The sequence below is a fragment of the Bacillus sp. AF23 genome, from assembly GCF_020861455.1.
In the GTDB taxonomy this organism is placed as follows: Bacteria; Bacillota; Bacilli; order Bacillales; family Bacillaceae; genus Bacillus; species Bacillus halotolerans.
This window is the reverse complement of sequence record NZ_JAJHVY010000005.1, coordinates 66,391-82,371: the sequence shown is the minus strand read 5'-3', so window position 1 is coordinate 82,371 and position 15,981 is coordinate 66,391. Positions and strand designations below refer to the sequence as shown.

Genomic DNA, 15,981 nt, shown 5'->3' with positions numbered 1-15,981 from the left:
CTCTCCTTTTTTTAACATGATGTTATTATATCGCAAGAACAGCACATAATAAACCGGGTGCAGGGTTAGAATATACGTATTACATTTTAGAAAAAAAGGAGCGCTTCATATGGATCTTAATTTACGTCATGCCGTCATTGCCAATGTAACCGGCAATGATCAGGAGCAGCTTGAGCACACAATTGTGGACGCGATTCAAAGCGGTGAAGAAAAAATGCTTCCGGGACTCGGCGTTTTGTTTGAAGTCATTTGGCAGCACGCATCTGAGAGTGAGAAACAAGAAATGTTAAAGACGCTGGAAGGCGGATTAAAACCTGCCCAATAGCACATCAAAACCGGGTGACAGCGCCCGGTTTTTTTCTTATATAATAAAAACATGAGGGGGATCGCCGCATGTTTTTACAACCGCTGTTAGCGAAAAAAATCATTGCCGAAGTGAAAAAAATGTACGAACGTGAAGTCATTATTGTCAGCACAGACGGCCTCATTATCGCAAGCACAAATGATGAGCGAGTCGGGCTATTTCATGAAGGAGCGCTTATCTGCGCGAAAGAGAAACGCAATGTGATCATTACAAAAGAAGATGAAAAGAGGCTCAAAGGGGTAAAGGCGGGGTTAAACCTCCCCGTATTTTCTGAGCGTGATGTCATCGCCGTGTTCGGACTGACGGGAGAACCTGCTGAGATTCAGCCGTACGGGGAGCTGCTCAGGAAAATGACAGAGCTGTTTATTAAAGAATCGTGGCATTTGGAGCAGACCCAGTGGCGCGAGAGAATGCTGGAATCCTTTATGATCGACTGGCTGCAATTAAAAGAATGGTCTCCGGGTTTTCTCGAAAAAGCGCAGCTTCTTGGCGTTGACCTTACCTCCCTCCGCCAGATGATCCTCATTCAAGGGCACGAATGGTCACCCGGCGATATTGATCAAATGACACGCGCCTGGAAATCAGTGTTTCCATCCGATCTATTCATCAGATGGGGAAATGAACGTATTCTGATTAATCACGAAGTGCCGAAACATGAACAAAAGGAGCAGCTTTTGCGGCAAATTCAGCTTATTTGTTCATTGGCTGAACGCCTCGGAAACAGCCGCGCAGCTGCCGGCGTTGGGAGGGCTGTCAGCGGCTCCGGCCTGCCGCAGTCATACGAACAGGCAGAAAAAGCGCTGGCCGTCAGCCTCAAACGCAAAACCGCCGTATGCGAGGAAGACCTGAAGCTTGACATGTGCCTGACTGAGATCAGCCCGGGTACACGACATGAATTTCCGCAAAGAGTGTTTCAGGAAGCGCTCCGAAACGAAGAGCTTATGAATACGATACGAACTCTCTTCCATTACGATTTGTCCCTGAAAAAAACAGCTGAAGAGATGCATATTCATATCAATACGCTCCGCTATCGCCTGTCAAAGGCTGAACAGCTGACAGGTTTAAGTTTTCAGCGTACAGAGGACATCGTCACGATGTATGTCGCACTTTACTTTTTAGATCAAGATACAAAATAGAGAGAGTTTCAGTTTCATATTTTGTATGTTTCTCCATAGAAAGCTTCTCTTTTTTTCTTTTACAATAGATTGAAAGCGTTTTTTGACAGGGGGATGGGTGAACATGATCACCAAAGACGTAAAAGAACAGCTGATCCAAATCGTCGGACCGGAAAACTATGATGACTCGAAAGCCGGCCGTCTCGTGTATTCATATGACGCGACACCGCAATTTCAGTCTATGCCGGATGCAGTGATTGCGCCGAGAGATACACATGAAGTATCACGTATTTTAAACATTTGCAGTGAGCACCGTGTACCGATTGTTCCGAGAGGATCGGGGACAAACCTGTGCGGGGGCACGTGCCCTACTGAAGGCGGGCTTGTTCTTCTCTTTAAGCATATGAATCAGATTCTTGAGATTGATGAAGAAAATTTGACGGCCACAGTCCAGCCTGGCGTTATTACCTTGGATATAATCCGTGCGGTTGAAAGCAAGGGGTTGTTCTATCCGCCTGATCCGAGTTCTATGAAAATATCAACCATCGGAGGAAACATCAACGAAAATTCCGGCGGTCTCCGCGGCTTAAAATACGGCGTCACCCGTGACTACGTCATCGGGCTGGAGGTTGTTTTGGCAAACGGAGATATGATCCGCACTGGTGGAAAACTTGCAAAGGATGTAGCCGGGTATGATCTCACGCGCCTTTTTGTCGGCTCAGAAGGGACACTCGGCATTGTGACAGAAGCGATTCTCAAACTCGTGCCAAAGCCAGAAACAAAGAAGACGCTGCTCGCCCTTTATGAAAATATTGATGCCGCTGCTCAAACAGTGTCAGCCATTATTGCCGAAAAAATTATACCGGCTACGCTTGAATTTCTCGATCAGCCTACCCTTTTGGTGATTGAGGATTATGCCAAGATCGGCCTTCCGACAAATGCGAAAGCGGTTCTTCTGATCGAACAGGACGGGACAGCTGAGACCGTGGCTCGTGACATGGAAAAAATTGAGGCAATTTGCAAAAAAGGCGCTGCCGTCTCCGTTCAAACTGCGCAAACAGATGAGGAAGCATTCGCCCTTACTGAAGCCCGGCGTTCAGCGCTTTCTGCACTTGCCCGTTTAAAGCCGACCACCATTTTGGAGGATGCGACTGTACCGCGGTCAGAAATCGCGAATATGGTAAAAGCCATTAATGACATTGCCGCAAAATACGATATTTCGATCTGCACCTTTGGCCATGCCGGGGATGGAAACCTTCACCCGACATGCACGACAGATATAAGAAATAAGGATGAAATGGAGCGAGTCGAACAGGCTTTTGCCGAGATTTTTGAAAAAGCGATTGAGCTTGGCGGCACGATTACCGGGGAGCACGGAGTCGGGGTCATGAAAGCGCCTTACTTGGAAATGAAGCTGAAAAAAGAAGGCATCGCCGCGATGAAAGCAATGAAAGCGGCATTTGATCCCAAAAATATCTTAAACCCGGGCAAAGTGTTTGCGAAAGATGCCAGAAAACGTGTGGTGACGGAAAGATGACAACAGAAAAAGAAATGAAACAGATCCAACATGAGTTTAAAAAGCGTATGGATGAAAGCGAGCTTTTGAATTGTATGCGCTGCGGTTTCTGTCTGCCTTCTTGTCCGACCTATATCGAATCCGGTTTTCAGGAATCTCATTCGCCGCGCGGGCGAATCGCCTTAATGAAAGCAGTCACCGACGGTGTGATTGAACCGGATGAAGATGTCGAGCGTTCACTGTCTCTTTGCCTCGGCTGCCGCGCGTGTGAACCGGTATGCCCATCAGGCGTTAAATACGGACAGCTGCTGGAGGAAGCAAGAGATATTATCCACCAAAATAAAAAGCACTCGTTCAGCGCGCGTGTTATGAGAAAAGCGGCTTTTCAGGAGCTCTTTCCGTATCAAAACCGAATGCGTTCGGCTGTGAGTCTCATTGGTTTGTACCAGCGGTCAGGGCTGCAGACGGCTGTGCGAAAAACCGGCATGCTCCGCATTCTGCCTGAGCATTTGCGCACAATGGAAGCCGTTCTTCCGGATGTGCCTAAACGTGAAGAAATGAAGCATCGGCCGCGTTTATTGCCGGCGGTCGGCCCAGCTAAAAAAAGGGTTGCCTTTTTTTCAGGCTGTTTAATGGATACGATGTTTTTGCCGACAAACAATGCTACGCTGAAACTGCTGCAGCTGGCAGGCTGTGAAATTGTCATTCCGCCTGAGCAGGCATGCTGCGGCGCACTGCATGGACACAGCGGCGAAAAAAATACGGGAAAAGAGCTTGCGAAACAAAACATCGCCGCGTTTGAAGCGCTAGACGCAGATGCTGTCATTACAAACGCGGGCGGATGCGGAGCCTTTCTCACTGAATACGGCCATTTGCTGAAGGATGATCCCGAGTGGTCGGAGCGGGCTGTTTCATTTGTGCAGAAGCTAAAAGATTTTTCATCCGTTTTGATTGAGCTTGATTTTCACCAAAAAGACTTGCAGCTTGAAACACCTAAGCTGATTACCTATCAAGATTCATGCCACTTGAGAAATGTAATGCATACATCTTCGGAGCCCCGAAAGCTTCTTCAAAGCATCAAGGGAGCTGAATTCAGAGAAATGGATAAAGCGGACAGCTGCTGCGGATCAGCGGGAATTTACAATATTGTTGAAGCAGACATGTCAATGAAAATACTGGACAGTAAAATGGCTGCTGTCAAAGCAACTGAAGCAGCGGTCATTGTAACCGCCAATCCAGGATGTCTTTTGCAGATGAAGCTCGGCATTGAACGAGAAGGATTAAACGGCAGGGTGCGAGCTGTTCACCTTGCTGACTTACTATTAGAAGCCGCTGGATCGCTAACATCATAAGAAAGCCCAAAACAATTTCTGTTTTGGGCTTTGTGCTTTATTCCATCGGACTGCAAATTTCAATATAATGTCCATCAGGATCGGCGATATAAGCGACCGTCTGTCCCCATGGCTTCACTTTAGGCTCCCCGATAATGGTTATGCCGTGTTCTCTTACTTTTTTGATGACCGCTTCTACACTATCAGTGACAAACCCGATTTCAAATGTTTGTGAAGAAACGGGTGTTTCCGGTATATCTAACGGCGTCATTTCCTTGACACTTTCTCGTGTATTGAGCGCCAAAATGGTGGAGCCGGTATCAAACTCTACATATGTGCCGTGTTCCGCGCGGATCGGCAGCCCCAAAATATGCTGATAAAAATGAATCGAGCGCTGGCTGTCCGATACATACAGGATGATATACTTCATTGATAAATTCATTTCTTTTCCTCCTTAAGGTTTCCATTTTTCCTTTTATCCCGGTATAGAGGCTTCCATTCTTAAGCTGGGATCTCTCCACATCTGCGCCCATTTTTTCACTGCCGCCACGATAATGATGAATCCTAACAGAAGCATGATGATAGATAAAACACCATTCAGGACACTGTAACCCGCAGCGTCTGGATTGAGATACACATAGCGCACCATCCAATAGCCCGCGTAATTCACAGTCACATATAAATAGGCGAGCGGAATGAGGCAGGTGAGGATGTAACGGCGTTTGTCGGCGATTTTCAGCACAATGGTTGCTCCGATAATCAGACCCACTGAAGCCATCAGCTGATTAGAAACACCAAACAGCGCCCAAATGGATCCGATATCACCTGAGTAAAGCAAATAGCCCCACATAAAGCAGGCAAGCGCACTGGCAAATACAGATCCGGGAATCCAGTCCGTTTTCTTCAGCGGCTTATACGCCTCTCCGAAAAAGTCCTGAATCAAATAGCGTGCCACACGCGTGCCGGCGTCGATCGCCGTTAAAATAAACACCGCTTCAAACATAATGACAAACTGGAAAAAGTATGAGGCCAGATGGCTGAAAAACGGAATTCCGGTAAAAATATAAGTCATTCCTACCGCAAGCGTGACGGCTCCCCCTGTTCTGCCTTCTAAGTTCAAACCGATTTCCCTGCTCAGTTCAGGCAAATGCACTACATCCATGCCGAGCGTACGGAAAACCTCAGGTGTGCTGTTGATCGCAAAGTAATCTGCAGGCTGCAAAGCAGTCGCCGCAATCAGCGCCATAATGCCGACAAGGCACTCAACAAGCATTGCACCGAAAGCAACCGGCTTCATATCACTCCATTTATTAAGCATTTTCGGCGTGGTGCCGGAACCGACAAAGGCATGGAACCCCGAGATCGCGCCGCAGGCTATCGTAATCGAGATGAATGGCCAGACAGGACCCGCAAGCACAGGCCCGCCGCCTTTTACAAACTCCGTAAAAGCCGGAAATGGAATGGACGGATTCACGACAAACACACCCGCAATTAAAGCGATAAACACACCGATTTTCATAAAACTGCTTAAATAATCGCGCGGTGCGAGAAGCAGCCAGACCGGCAGTGCCGCTGCAAAAAAAGCGTAAATTGGCAACGCGATTGCAAGCGTTTTCGTATCAAGGGTTAACAGATCACCAAATGCGGTAGTCTGCACCCAAGGGCCGATAAACACTCCGGCCATTAAAAATAGAAAACCGATAGAAGACGCCAGCTTTAAATTCCCTGTTTTCTTATAAAACAAGCCGACGCCCATCGCAATCGGAATCGTAATCCCTACAGCAAATGTCCCCCACGGATTCCGTTCAAGCGCGTGCAGCACAACCATCGACAGGCCCGCCATCGTAATGGTAATAATAAACAGCATGGACAGTCCCGTACAAAAGCCGGCAACAGGACCGAGCTCATCCTTCGCCACTTCCGACAGCGACTTTCCGTTTTGACGCATTGACGCGAACAGCACAACAATATCATGGACAGCTCCCCCTATCACCGCCCCGATTAACAGCCATAATAGTCCCGGCAAATAACCGAACTGCGCCGCGAGAATCGGTCCGACCAGCGGCCCGGCCGCCGCAATAGCCGCGAAATGATGACCGAATGAGACCCATTTATTCGTAGGCACATAGTCTTTTCCATCCTCAAGCGCATGTGCAGGCGTTGGCTTTTCATCATTCACTTTGAGAACCTTCACCATCATAAATGTTCCGTATAAACGGTAGGCGATAGCCAATATACACATTGACGCTATCACAATTGTAACCGCATTCATTTCTCCCCAACCCCTTTGCCGTTTTTCATAAATATATCATAATTTCAGAGCAAAAAGCGGTCATTTTTTCCTATTCAAAAAAGCCGGCTGGAATGGGCCGGCTTGAGGCAGTTAGTTTAGTTCAATGTCTCCAGAGGTGGTACGAACTTTTAAACGGTTAGAGGTCCCGCTATCACCTACATAACCTACAATACGGTGCTCTGATTTTTCTTTATACAGGATGTGATCGAGATTGGCCGCGGCATCACCTGAGTCAGCCTGAAAATCCACCGCCAAAGATGCAGGTTCTTTCTGATACTCTACTGACACACTTCCGCTCGTAGTGACGATGTCGATCTCTTCGTTCTGATGATCCTGAAGAAGATCAATATCCCCGGAAGTTGTCTTATAGTTCACCTTTTCAGCTGTTGTGTGGCTGCTTTTTATTGATCCGCTTGTTGTCTTTACCTCACCTTGGCCGAATGAATTTTGATCAGCTTGAACATCTCCGCTCGTTGTTTTTAGCATCAGCTCGTTTTCGATGCGTGTATGCTTCAGCTCAATATTTCCTGATGTAGAGTCAGCAGCTGATTGATCCGTTTGCGCATTTTCTATCAGAATATCGCCAGAGGTTGTCGTTACGGTTATCTCATCATACTTCTTTTTCGGAATCGTGATTGTGATTTTCATATCCTTTTCGCTGCCCCACGGTATAAAAGAGATGATATTCTCGCGTGCGATTTGATTGATTGTTAATGATTTTCCATTTTGGGTCACATCGAACAGCTTTTTGCTTTTATCACTGACTTGTCCTTCAGCAGCTACCTGAATATCATCCGTTTGCCCGCTTTTGACCTCTGCATTCATCGAACTCGTTGCTACCTCAATTTTTTTAATATCTGCAGGATCATAAGTTTCGGCAGCTTTCACCTCTTCTTTTGTAAAATCCGAGGCAGCTGCAGAAATGACAGCTCCGATTACCCCGACTGCAAATACTGCGATCAATCCTATTATGATTTTTTTCATGTCTGCGCCCCCGTCACCAGCTTTAAGTTGTATCTGATATATCGTAAACTCACGCTATACAGCAGCTTTCCTATATGCCACAGCCCTATACAAGATAGCAGTCCCAGACTGCCAAACATGAGTGATAAAAAGAACTCCAGCATCATGTGCGTATTCATTTGAAACATCACCATGCCGACAAACATAATTGGTGATACAGAGAGTGCAAGCGCTGCCCCGCAGAAACCTACGTACACTCCAAAAATGCCAATAGCTGGTCCCAGCACAAAAATCAAATTCAAGATGCTTATCGCTGCTGCTGAACATGCCATCTGGAAGAGGTTCTTCTTAGGCCGCTGCACTGCTGGAGCAGTTTCCGTCACATCTGGCACCAATTCCTTTGCAATTTGTTTTGGGGAGCCGAGTTCCCTGATAATGTTCGCTTCCGGCCTGCCTTCTTTCATCCCTTCGGTAATATGTTCCTCAAAATCAAATAAGATCTCATTCCGCTCTTCTTCAGAAAGCGGCTCTAACGCTTTACTTAACTCCTGTAAAAACTGTTCTTGATTCATCGTTCTCCTCCCCTTGCCGCATCAATGATTTGATTGACAGATGCTGTGAATTGATCCCATTCTGCCAGCAGCAGTTTCATTCGCATGAAACCAAGCTTTGACATCGTGTAATATTTTCTGGCAGGCCCTTCGGAAGACGGCGCCATATATGTTTCTAAATACTCCTCTTTCGTCAGTCTTCTTAGAAGAGGATATAAGGTGCCTTCAGCAATAGCCATATACCGGGAAATGTTTTGAGACAGCTCATATCCGTATTGGTCTTTTTCAGCAATACATACAAGCACACATAACTCTAATGCTCCCTTTTTAAATTGAGCATTCATGATCAAATCCTCCCTGCGGCCCGTAAATTTTGTTTATATTTTCCACCATCCCTCACATGGTAACATCCACTACTGAACATTACAAGGTACTGAATCATATTTACTAAGAATAAATAAAAAACCGGAGACAGATCTCCGGCTCATGTTGCTATTATGATTGTTTTTGCAGACGGATCACATTCCATGAAAGCGGCGTGAAATGTGCGGTTAAGCCGTTTTCGCTGACAGACGATGTTCCGTCGGAATGCGGGACGACATTTTTTCTGTTATGCTGGTTTGTCGCTTTAATATCCTGATGCTCAAGTACGATATGCTCTGCGATTTGATACGATTCAAAGCCTCTGAGCGAAATCTCCGTCTCCATCTGATCCTCAGCTTTGTTTACCGCAAAAATGGTGAGTGTTTCTTCCTCTTCAGCATATACGACAGCGGCGTCAACATACGGCACATCAGTAAAATCAGAGCAGTCATACTTCGGTGAAGAAATAAGCGGTTGCAGCGACTCTCCTCGGCCGTAGACAGAAGCATGCATGTACGGATAGAAAATCGGCTGTCTCCATGCTTCTCCGCCTTTTTCCGTCATGATTGGCGCGATGACATTTACAAGCTGTGCAAGACACGCGATTTTCACACGGTCTGCGTGCTGCAGCATCGTAATGAGCAGAGAGCCGACCAATAAGGCATCCTCAAAGTTATAAATATCTTCTAAAATAGGCCGCGCAGTAATCCACGGTTCTACTTTTTTATCAGCTTCATTTGAGTGATACCAAACGTTCCATTCGTCCAGAGAGAGATTGATTGTTTTCTTGCTGCGTGTTTTTGCTTTTACATAGTCACAGGTTGCAGCAACAGATTTAATAAAATGATCGAGATCCATGGAACGGGCCAAGTAGTTTGGCAGATTGTTATCCCGGTTTCCGTAATACGTATGGAGAGAAATATAGTCGACATGCTCGTACGTATGCTCCAGCACCTTTGCTTCCCAATCGATAAACGTCGGCATGCCGCTGTTTGAGCTGCCGCAGGCAACAAGTTCAATTGATGGGTCAACCCATTTCATGACCTTTGCCGTCTCCGCGGCAAGCCGTCCGTATTCGTCAGCTGTTTTGTGGCCGATCTGCCACGGGCCATCCATTTCGTTACCCAGGCACCACGTTTTGATGCCGTACGGTTGCTCATAGCCATGCGATCTTCTCAAATCACTCCAGTAAGAGCCTTTCGGATGGTTGCAGTATTCTACAAGATTGCGGGCAGCATCTATCCCTCTCGTGCCCAGGTTAACAGCCATATTGACTTCTGTGTTCACCTTTTTTGCCCAAGTTAAAAATTCATTCGTTCCCACTTCATTGGTTTCTGTCGTTTGCCACGCCAAGTCAAGGCGTCTCGGGCGGTTCTCGACAGGTCCGACGCCGTCCTCCCAATTATACCCTGATAAAAAGTTTCCGCCCGGATAGCGGATGATCGGAACCTGCAATTCCTTGATTAACGCCTGAACATCCTTGCGAAACCCGTTTTCATCAGCCTGAGGATGATCAGGTTCATATATGCCTTCGTATACAGCACGCCCCATGTGCTCGATGAACGACCCGTAAATCCGTTTGTCGACTTCACCAATTTTATATTCTTTGTCCACAATCACTCTCGCTTTTTTCATTACACGTTTCCTCCTTCATTATCCTTTGACTCCGCCTACTGTCAGGCCGGAGATAAAGTATTTTTGGAAAAACAAGAAAATGATAATCACCGGCAAAATGGCAAATACTGAGCCGGATATGAGCATGTCATAGTTGTTTCCGTAAGGGCTAAGCAAGCTGGACAGCCCGATTGGAAGCGTAAACATTTCTTTCGACCGAAGCACAATCAAGGGCCATAAGAAGTTGTTCCAGCTGTTTAAAGACTGGAGAATAATCATCGCTCCGAATGCCGGTTTCATCAGAGGCGCCATAATCCTGAAAAAAATGCCGAATTCCGTACATCCGTCCATCCTTGCTGAATCCAGCAGATCTTTCGGAAGGCCGAGTGCATATTGCCGGAAAAAGAAAACAGCTACCGGTGAAACGATAAACGGCAAAATGACACCCGTATACGAATCGATCAAATGCAGTCCGACTGTTAGCTTAAACAACGGGAGCATCATCACTTCCAGCGGAACCATCATAATAATCAGCACAAGAACAAAAATGATATTTCTGCCTTTAAATTCATAAACCGCTAGCCCGTATCCGATCATCGACGAGAAAAACAGGGTAAGCACTGTCGTTAATAGACCGAGCACAAGACTGTTAAAAAACCATTTAAAATAAATGCTGCCGCCGTTAAACAAAAATGTATAGTTATCAAGACTCATCACTTTTGGATCGATGTCAACATTCAGCCCCACCCGCAAAAGCTCAGATGACGGCTTTAATGATCCTAAAAGCAGACAGAAAATCGGGAAAATATACAACAGGCTCAGCATGATAAAAAATAAAGTAAGCGCGATTCTGTACACCCGAAACTGAGGACTGTGCTGCAACATTTACCCCTCCCCCTTAAACGAGCCTGACAGTTTTAATGAAATCAGACTGACAACAAGTATGACAATCAAAAGGACAATGCCGATGGCCGCCCCGTATCCCATTTCATTGTAAGCAAGGCCCTGCTGATACAAATATCCGACAAGCGTCAGGCCGATATTACCCGGGGAATTATTTTGCCAAAGGACGTAGCTTTCCTCAAACATCCTGAACCCGCCAATGATGCTGATGGTTAAAACATAGACGGATACAGGCTTCAGAAACGGCAGCGTAATGTGCATAAATTTTTTCATCGTATTTGCTCCGTCAATATCAGCGGCTTCGTACAGCTCTTTCGGCACATTTTGCAGTCCGGCCAAAAAGTAAAGGATGTTAATTCCCATCCATCTCCACGAAGCAAGCAGCACCATCAAAAACATGCCGGTATGTTCATTGTTCATCCAGTTCTGCGGTGAAAAGCCGAGTTTCAATAAAATCGAATTGGCTAAAGATGTTTCCATCTCTCCAAAAATCAGCCGGAAAATGATTCCAGCCACAATGGTAGAAGTCAGTGCAGGTATAAATAACGCTGATTTGAAAATGTTTCTGAATTTGACCAGTTTCGAATTCAAGAATATGGCTAACAGCAATGGAACTGGAATCAGCACAATCAGCGTCCAAAACGTATATTCCAGCGTATTAAAAAGGGCGGTATAAAACGTCGGGTTGTTAAGAGCGGTGTAATTGGACAATCCGACAAACGTCACCTCTCCAGGCAATATTCTTTGAAAGCTCATGATGAAGACACTAATGATGGGGTATAGAAAAAAAACAAGAAAGGATAAAACAAATGGCGCTGTAAAGAGATAAGGCGCCGCTTTTTTCGAATAAAAAATACCTCGCCAGCCTGATTCTTTCGCAGCCGAAGGAACGGGATGAGCCGTTCCCGTTTTCACAGGTTTCATGAGAACCTCCCCGCTTTCACTTTTTGAATGGGATTCTATTTCTGTTTCAGTTCACCTGCCGCTCTGTCCAAGGCTTGTTTTGGCGTCTTTTGCTGAGATTTGAGCGCGTCGAATAATACGCTTCTGTTGACAAGGTCTGAAGCCTTGGCAAAATCCTCATGTAAATAAATCGGATTGATTTCATCCTTGATATCGAGCAGCACAGAAAAAATGCCTGTTCCGTTTTGGAAGTAATCCGTGTATTTGTTTTTCTCTTTCAATTCCTTGGAGCTCCAGACATCCCAGCGAAGCGGATCGAACCCGAGCACACTCCAAAGCTTTTTGTTTCCTTCTTCAGAACCCTTCGCAAAGGCGAGAAACTCTTTCGCTAATTCGACATGTTTGGCCTGCTTTGGCACAACGGTGGCTGTGCCGCCCAAACCTGCTGAACGGTCGCCTCCTTCTTTCCATGCCGGAAGCGGCCGAATGGCAATCTTCCCTTTCAGATCAGGCATATAATCTATGAATCTTCCCATATACCAAATCGGCATCAGAACAGAAGCCGCTCCGCCTTGGTTCATAAAACCGTAATATTCTTCACTGTGATGCCCGCCGCCTGGTGCAGCGATCATGGTTTTATCATTAATCAGGTCTTTTAAATACTGAAGCGTTTTTACGTTGGTGTCATTATTCAAGATCAGCTTTCCGTTTTTATCAAAATACCCTGAGTTTTGCTGTGAAATCATTGATAAAAATGTTGCTGAATCATTTGTTTCCACCGTTCCCATTGGCTTTCCGGTCGCTTTGCGCACTTTCTGTCCGGCTTTGCGGTAATCATCCCATGTGTTAATATCAACCGGGTTGATGCCGGCTTTTTTCATAATATCCATGTTATAGAACATAACTGTCGTTCCTACATGAGTATCCAGTCCGTATAGCTTGCCGTTTTTGCTGTACAGCGTAAGACGCGCCTCTACGAATTTATCCCGGTCCTTTTCAATAAGCGGGGACAAATCGGCAAGCGGTACATCGGTGCCCTTCAGAAAGTTTGAAAACCGGGCCAATTCTACATCTGCAATGTCAGGCACACCTTCCCCGGCGATTAAGGAAATCGACAGATTATCGTGCATTTGGCCATACGGATAGACGACCGTATTCAGTTTAATTTGACGGTCAGGATATTTCTTGTTCCACTCTTTCACCATTTCCACATAAAACTGCTCATGAAGTCCGTTAAATGTCCAAAAAGTCAGCTCCGTTTCACCCGGTTTACCGGATGACCGTTCCACTGAACACCCAGCGATAAATAATGTCAAAACCATCATGAGCGCAAGAAAACAGACAGTCATCTTTTTCATCTATGTTACCCCTTCCATTCGAGGTGCGGGCTATTCATAAAGACCATGATTGACAAGCGTTTTGTTTTCATTGATGAGTCTTAATCCGGTGCAGCGGTCTCTTAAAGTGTGTGCGTGTCTGAAGGCATTTTTGACGGAATCCTGCCCGACACCGATTTCATCAAAATACGCAGGACCTCCGGCAGATTTCAACCAGCCGGCCAGCTTTTTTCCTTCCGGCAGCGTTTCATAAGCCGATTGAATGACTTCCCGCTGACGCGGAGAAAACTCGTTCAGCCCTACAGCCTGGATGAGCTTTCTGTACGTGTCAGTCAATAAAACAGCCGCACAGCCTACTTTTGCCCCATGGAGAATCTGAGGCCGTTTTTTCTCCATTAATTCCATCTCAATCCAATGGGAAATATGATGCTCCCCTCCTGAAGCAGGACGGGAATGATCCAAAGCCAGCATGACAAGTCCTGATACAATCAAGGACTCCATCAGGACCCGGATGCCGGTTTCCGTTTTCATCGCAATGTCTTCAGCGTGTTCGATACAGGCATCAAGTGCTAATTGTACGAGCTTTGCGCCTGTTGGTGAATATGGCTCACCAGCGAGCTGATGAGAAATGTTCCAATCAGCCAGAGACGTCATTTTGCCTAGCATATCCCCAAATCCAGCCGCCACCATAGGCTGCGGCGCCGATTTTAAGATGTCAAGATCAGCGAACAGCGCGGACGGGGCCTTCGTTTGGATGGTGGTTTTCGTACCGTATAAAATAATGGGCGCACCGGCTGATGTAAATCCGTCAACGGATGGGGCGGTCGGATAAGAAATAAACGGCAGACCCCTCTGGAAGGCGGCAAAACGCACGATATCATGGATAGTCCCCGAACCGACTGCGATCATGATATCTGTTGATTTTTTCGTATGGACCAGCACATGAATGAGTGACCGTTCATCTGCCGCCACATCTCCCGCTTCATTTTCCGGAATGATCAGACACTCCGCCTGAAACCCTTCCTTTATCAAGCGGTCTTCTAACTCGATCCCCGCTATACGGTGCGTATTCCGATCACAGACAAGGACGATACGCTGATCATTCTTTCTTTTTACATAATCCAACAACCGATCGGCTGCATGTTTTTCTAGAACAATTTCTTCTACTTCTACAGGAAATGTCATCTCCCCTGCGTGTTCAAAAGCACGCTGAACGTCAGCTGCGATATGATTCATAACAGAATCCCCTCCTCAGCCAGTTTGGTTACATCCTTAATGGACTCCAGTACATAATCCGGCGTATACAAACGCTGTTCTCCCTGTTTCGCTGAACCGGTCAGCACTAAAGCGCTCTTCATGCCATACAGCTTTCCCATTGCGATATCAGATTCAATGCTGTCCCCTATAATCATACATTCATGTGCAGAAAGCCCCAGCGCAGTACAGGCAGCCTCCGCCATCAGCCACGACGGCTTTCCGACGACAAGCTCCGTCTTCGCCTGAGCAGAAGCTTCTATCGCCCCAATCATTCCGGCGACGTCGATGGCATTCCCGTCCTCATTAGGAAAATAGCGGTCTTTGTTCGTGGCAATTATACGAGCGCCTGCGGCGGCCGCTTTAAAGGCTTGATTCAAGTCTTCGTAGGTGAGTGTCTCATGAAGCGAGATGACAAGCCAATCCGCCTCCTTCGGTTCATCTGCTGTCTGGACGCCCGCCAGTCTCAGTTCGTCAATCAAGCCCTGTTCACCAAGCACCCATACCTTTGAAAAACGATAGTTCCTTTTTAAAAAGGCTGCTGTCACGCTTGATGACAGGACAATTTCGTTTACTTCTGCATCTATTCCGGCACCAAGCAGTTTTTTTCTGCACATGGCACGGGAGATATTTCCCCGGTTGCTCAAAAAGACGATTTTCTTTCCCATATTTCGAAGTGTACTGATGGCTTCTCTTGCTCCATCGATCAGTTCGTTTCCTCTGAATACGGTACCGTCCAAGTCAATCAGAAAACCAGCCGGTGATACTGCGGGATTATGACTGGCCATAATACGCATTTGCTCCGTGTTTTCGATAAAAGTGCTTTTCGTGGAGAACAGTATTGATCGGGTTGACATTCTTGTTCAGCATCATAGAGTGATACGCCATTTCCGCAACTGTTTCTAACACCACCGCGTTATGAATGGCGTTTAAGGCATCTGTGCCCCAGCAGAACGGGCCGTGGTTATTAACGAGCACGCCCGGCACCTGCTCGTATTTATGATGCTGAAAGGTCTCCGCGATCACTTTGCCTGTATTCAGTTCGTAGTCATGAATGATTTCTTCATCGTACATTTCACGTGTACACGGAATAGCACTGTCGAAATAATCGGCATGTGTCGTGCCTAAAGGCGGTATGTCTCTTCCGGCTTGCGCCCAGCTTGTCGCCCATTGAGAATGGGTATGGACAATCCCGCCGATATTTGGAAACGCGTTATACAAATAAACATGAGTGGGTGTATCAGAAGAAGGTTTGAGCGAACCTTCTACGATCTCACCATCCAAATTCAAAACAACCAAGTCATCGGCTGTCAGCTCGCTGTATTCGACTCCGCTCGGTTTAATGACGATTAACTCTTTTTCACGGTCAATACCGCTCACATTTCCCCACGTAAAGGTCACCAGCTGATGCTCTTGAAGCTTCAGGTTGGCAGCCAGCACCTCTTTTTTTAACGTTTCAAGCATGCTCATCACC

General features: G+C 46.5%; 16 protein-coding genes. 4 read left to right on the top strand and 12 right to left on the bottom strand.

The genetic code is table 11. The features are described from left to right. Positions 1-109: 109 nt before the first annotated feature. The 4 genes from sspI to LNN34_RS01185 all read left to right on the top strand — a co-directional run bounded on the left by sspI (position 110) and on the right by LNN34_RS01185 (position 4,347). The gene (gene sspI, locus LNN34_RS01200) at positions 110-325 is read left to right on the top strand and encodes a small acid-soluble spore protein SspI (RefSeq protein ID WP_010335228.1); all 216 of its coding nucleotides are present in this window, start codon (positions 110-112) and stop codon (positions 323-325) included. Positions 326-393: 68 nt separating this feature from the next. After that, on the top strand, positions 394-1,500 hold the full coding sequence (locus LNN34_RS01195) for a CdaR family transcriptional regulator (RefSeq protein ID WP_229042560.1): 1,107 nt from the start codon (positions 394-396) through the stop codon (positions 1,498-1,500). A gap of 103 nt (positions 1,501-1,603) precedes the next feature. After that, a complete protein-coding gene (gene glcD, locus LNN34_RS01190; protein ID WP_106294214.1) occupies positions 1,604-3,016 on the top strand; it encodes a glycolate oxidase subunit GlcD in 1,413 nt (470 codons plus the stop codon). Next, a complete protein-coding gene (locus LNN34_RS01185; RefSeq protein WP_229042559.1) occupies positions 3,013-4,347 on the top strand; it encodes a (Fe-S)-binding protein in 1,335 nt (444 codons plus the stop codon). The genes glcD and LNN34_RS01185 overlap by 4 nt, the downstream gene beginning before the upstream one ends. Positions 4,348-4,384: 37 nt before the next feature. On the opposite strand, the gene LNN34_RS01180 is transcribed toward LNN34_RS01185, so the two are convergent. From LNN34_RS01180 to araD, 12 genes are all read right to left on the bottom strand, one after another. Next, entirely contained in the window at positions 4,385-4,768 is a 384-nt protein-coding gene (locus tag LNN34_RS01180; RefSeq protein WP_059352228.1) for a VOC family protein, read from the bottom strand. 33 nt (positions 4,769-4,801) lie between these two features. Further along, a complete protein-coding gene (gene cstA, locus LNN34_RS01175; RefSeq protein ID WP_044153985.1) occupies positions 4,802-6,598 on the bottom strand; it encodes a carbon starvation protein CstA in 1,797 nt (598 codons plus the stop codon). A gap of 111 nt (positions 6,599-6,709) precedes the next feature. After that, complete coding sequence (locus tag LNN34_RS01170; protein ID WP_229042558.1) at positions 6,710-7,603, bottom strand: DUF4097 family beta strand repeat-containing protein; 894 nt, start codon at positions 7,601-7,603, stop codon at positions 6,710-6,712. Further along, positions 7,600-8,154 (bottom strand): HAAS signaling domain-containing protein, encoded by a 555-nt coding sequence (locus tag LNN34_RS01165; RefSeq protein ID WP_059335565.1) that lies wholly within the window; start codon positions 8,152-8,154, stop codon positions 7,600-7,602. Before LNN34_RS01165 ends, LNN34_RS01170 begins: the two co-directional genes overlap by 4 nt. Continuing rightward, complete coding sequence (locus LNN34_RS01160) at positions 8,151-8,477, bottom strand: PadR family transcriptional regulator (protein WP_044153976.1); 327 nt, start codon at positions 8,475-8,477, stop codon at positions 8,151-8,153. Before LNN34_RS01160 ends, LNN34_RS01165 begins: the two co-directional genes overlap by 4 nt. A 151-nt stretch (positions 8,478-8,628) precedes the next feature. Next, the gene (gene abfA, locus LNN34_RS01155) at positions 8,629-10,131 is read right to left on the bottom strand and encodes an alpha-L-arabinofuranosidase AbfA (RefSeq protein ID WP_059352225.1); all 1,503 of its coding nucleotides are present in this window, start codon (positions 10,129-10,131) and stop codon (positions 8,629-8,631) included. Positions 10,132-10,149: 18 nt separating this feature from the next. Continuing rightward, a complete protein-coding gene (araQ, locus tag LNN34_RS01150) occupies positions 10,150-10,995 on the bottom strand; it encodes an arabinose ABC transporter permease AraQ (protein ID WP_044153972.1) in 846 nt (281 codons plus the stop codon). After that, complete coding sequence (locus tag LNN34_RS01145; protein WP_010335239.1) at positions 10,996-11,937, bottom strand: carbohydrate ABC transporter permease; 942 nt, start codon at positions 11,935-11,937, stop codon at positions 10,996-10,998. A gap of 35 nt (positions 11,938-11,972) precedes the next feature. Next, complete coding sequence (locus LNN34_RS01140; protein ID WP_229042557.1) at positions 11,973-13,274, bottom strand: ABC transporter substrate-binding protein; 1,302 nt, start codon at positions 13,272-13,274, stop codon at positions 11,973-11,975. Positions 13,275-13,304: 30 nt separating this feature from the next. After that, positions 13,305-14,489, bottom strand: a complete 1,185-nt coding sequence (gene egsA / locus LNN34_RS01135) for a sn-glycerol-1-phosphate dehydrogenase (protein WP_069487083.1) — start codon at positions 14,487-14,489, stop codon at positions 13,305-13,307. Next, positions 14,486-15,304: an HAD-IIA family hydrolase gene (locus LNN34_RS01130; RefSeq protein ID WP_083504485.1), complete on the bottom strand. Its 819-nt coding sequence runs from the start codon at positions 15,302-15,304 to the stop codon at positions 14,486-14,488. Before LNN34_RS01130 ends, egsA begins: the two co-directional genes overlap by 4 nt. Then, a complete protein-coding gene (gene araD / locus LNN34_RS01125) occupies positions 15,282-15,971 on the bottom strand; it encodes an L-ribulose-5-phosphate 4-epimerase (RefSeq protein ID WP_059293449.1) in 690 nt (229 codons plus the stop codon). Before araD ends, LNN34_RS01130 begins: the two co-directional genes overlap by 23 nt. Positions 15,972-15,981: the final 10 nt, after the last annotated feature.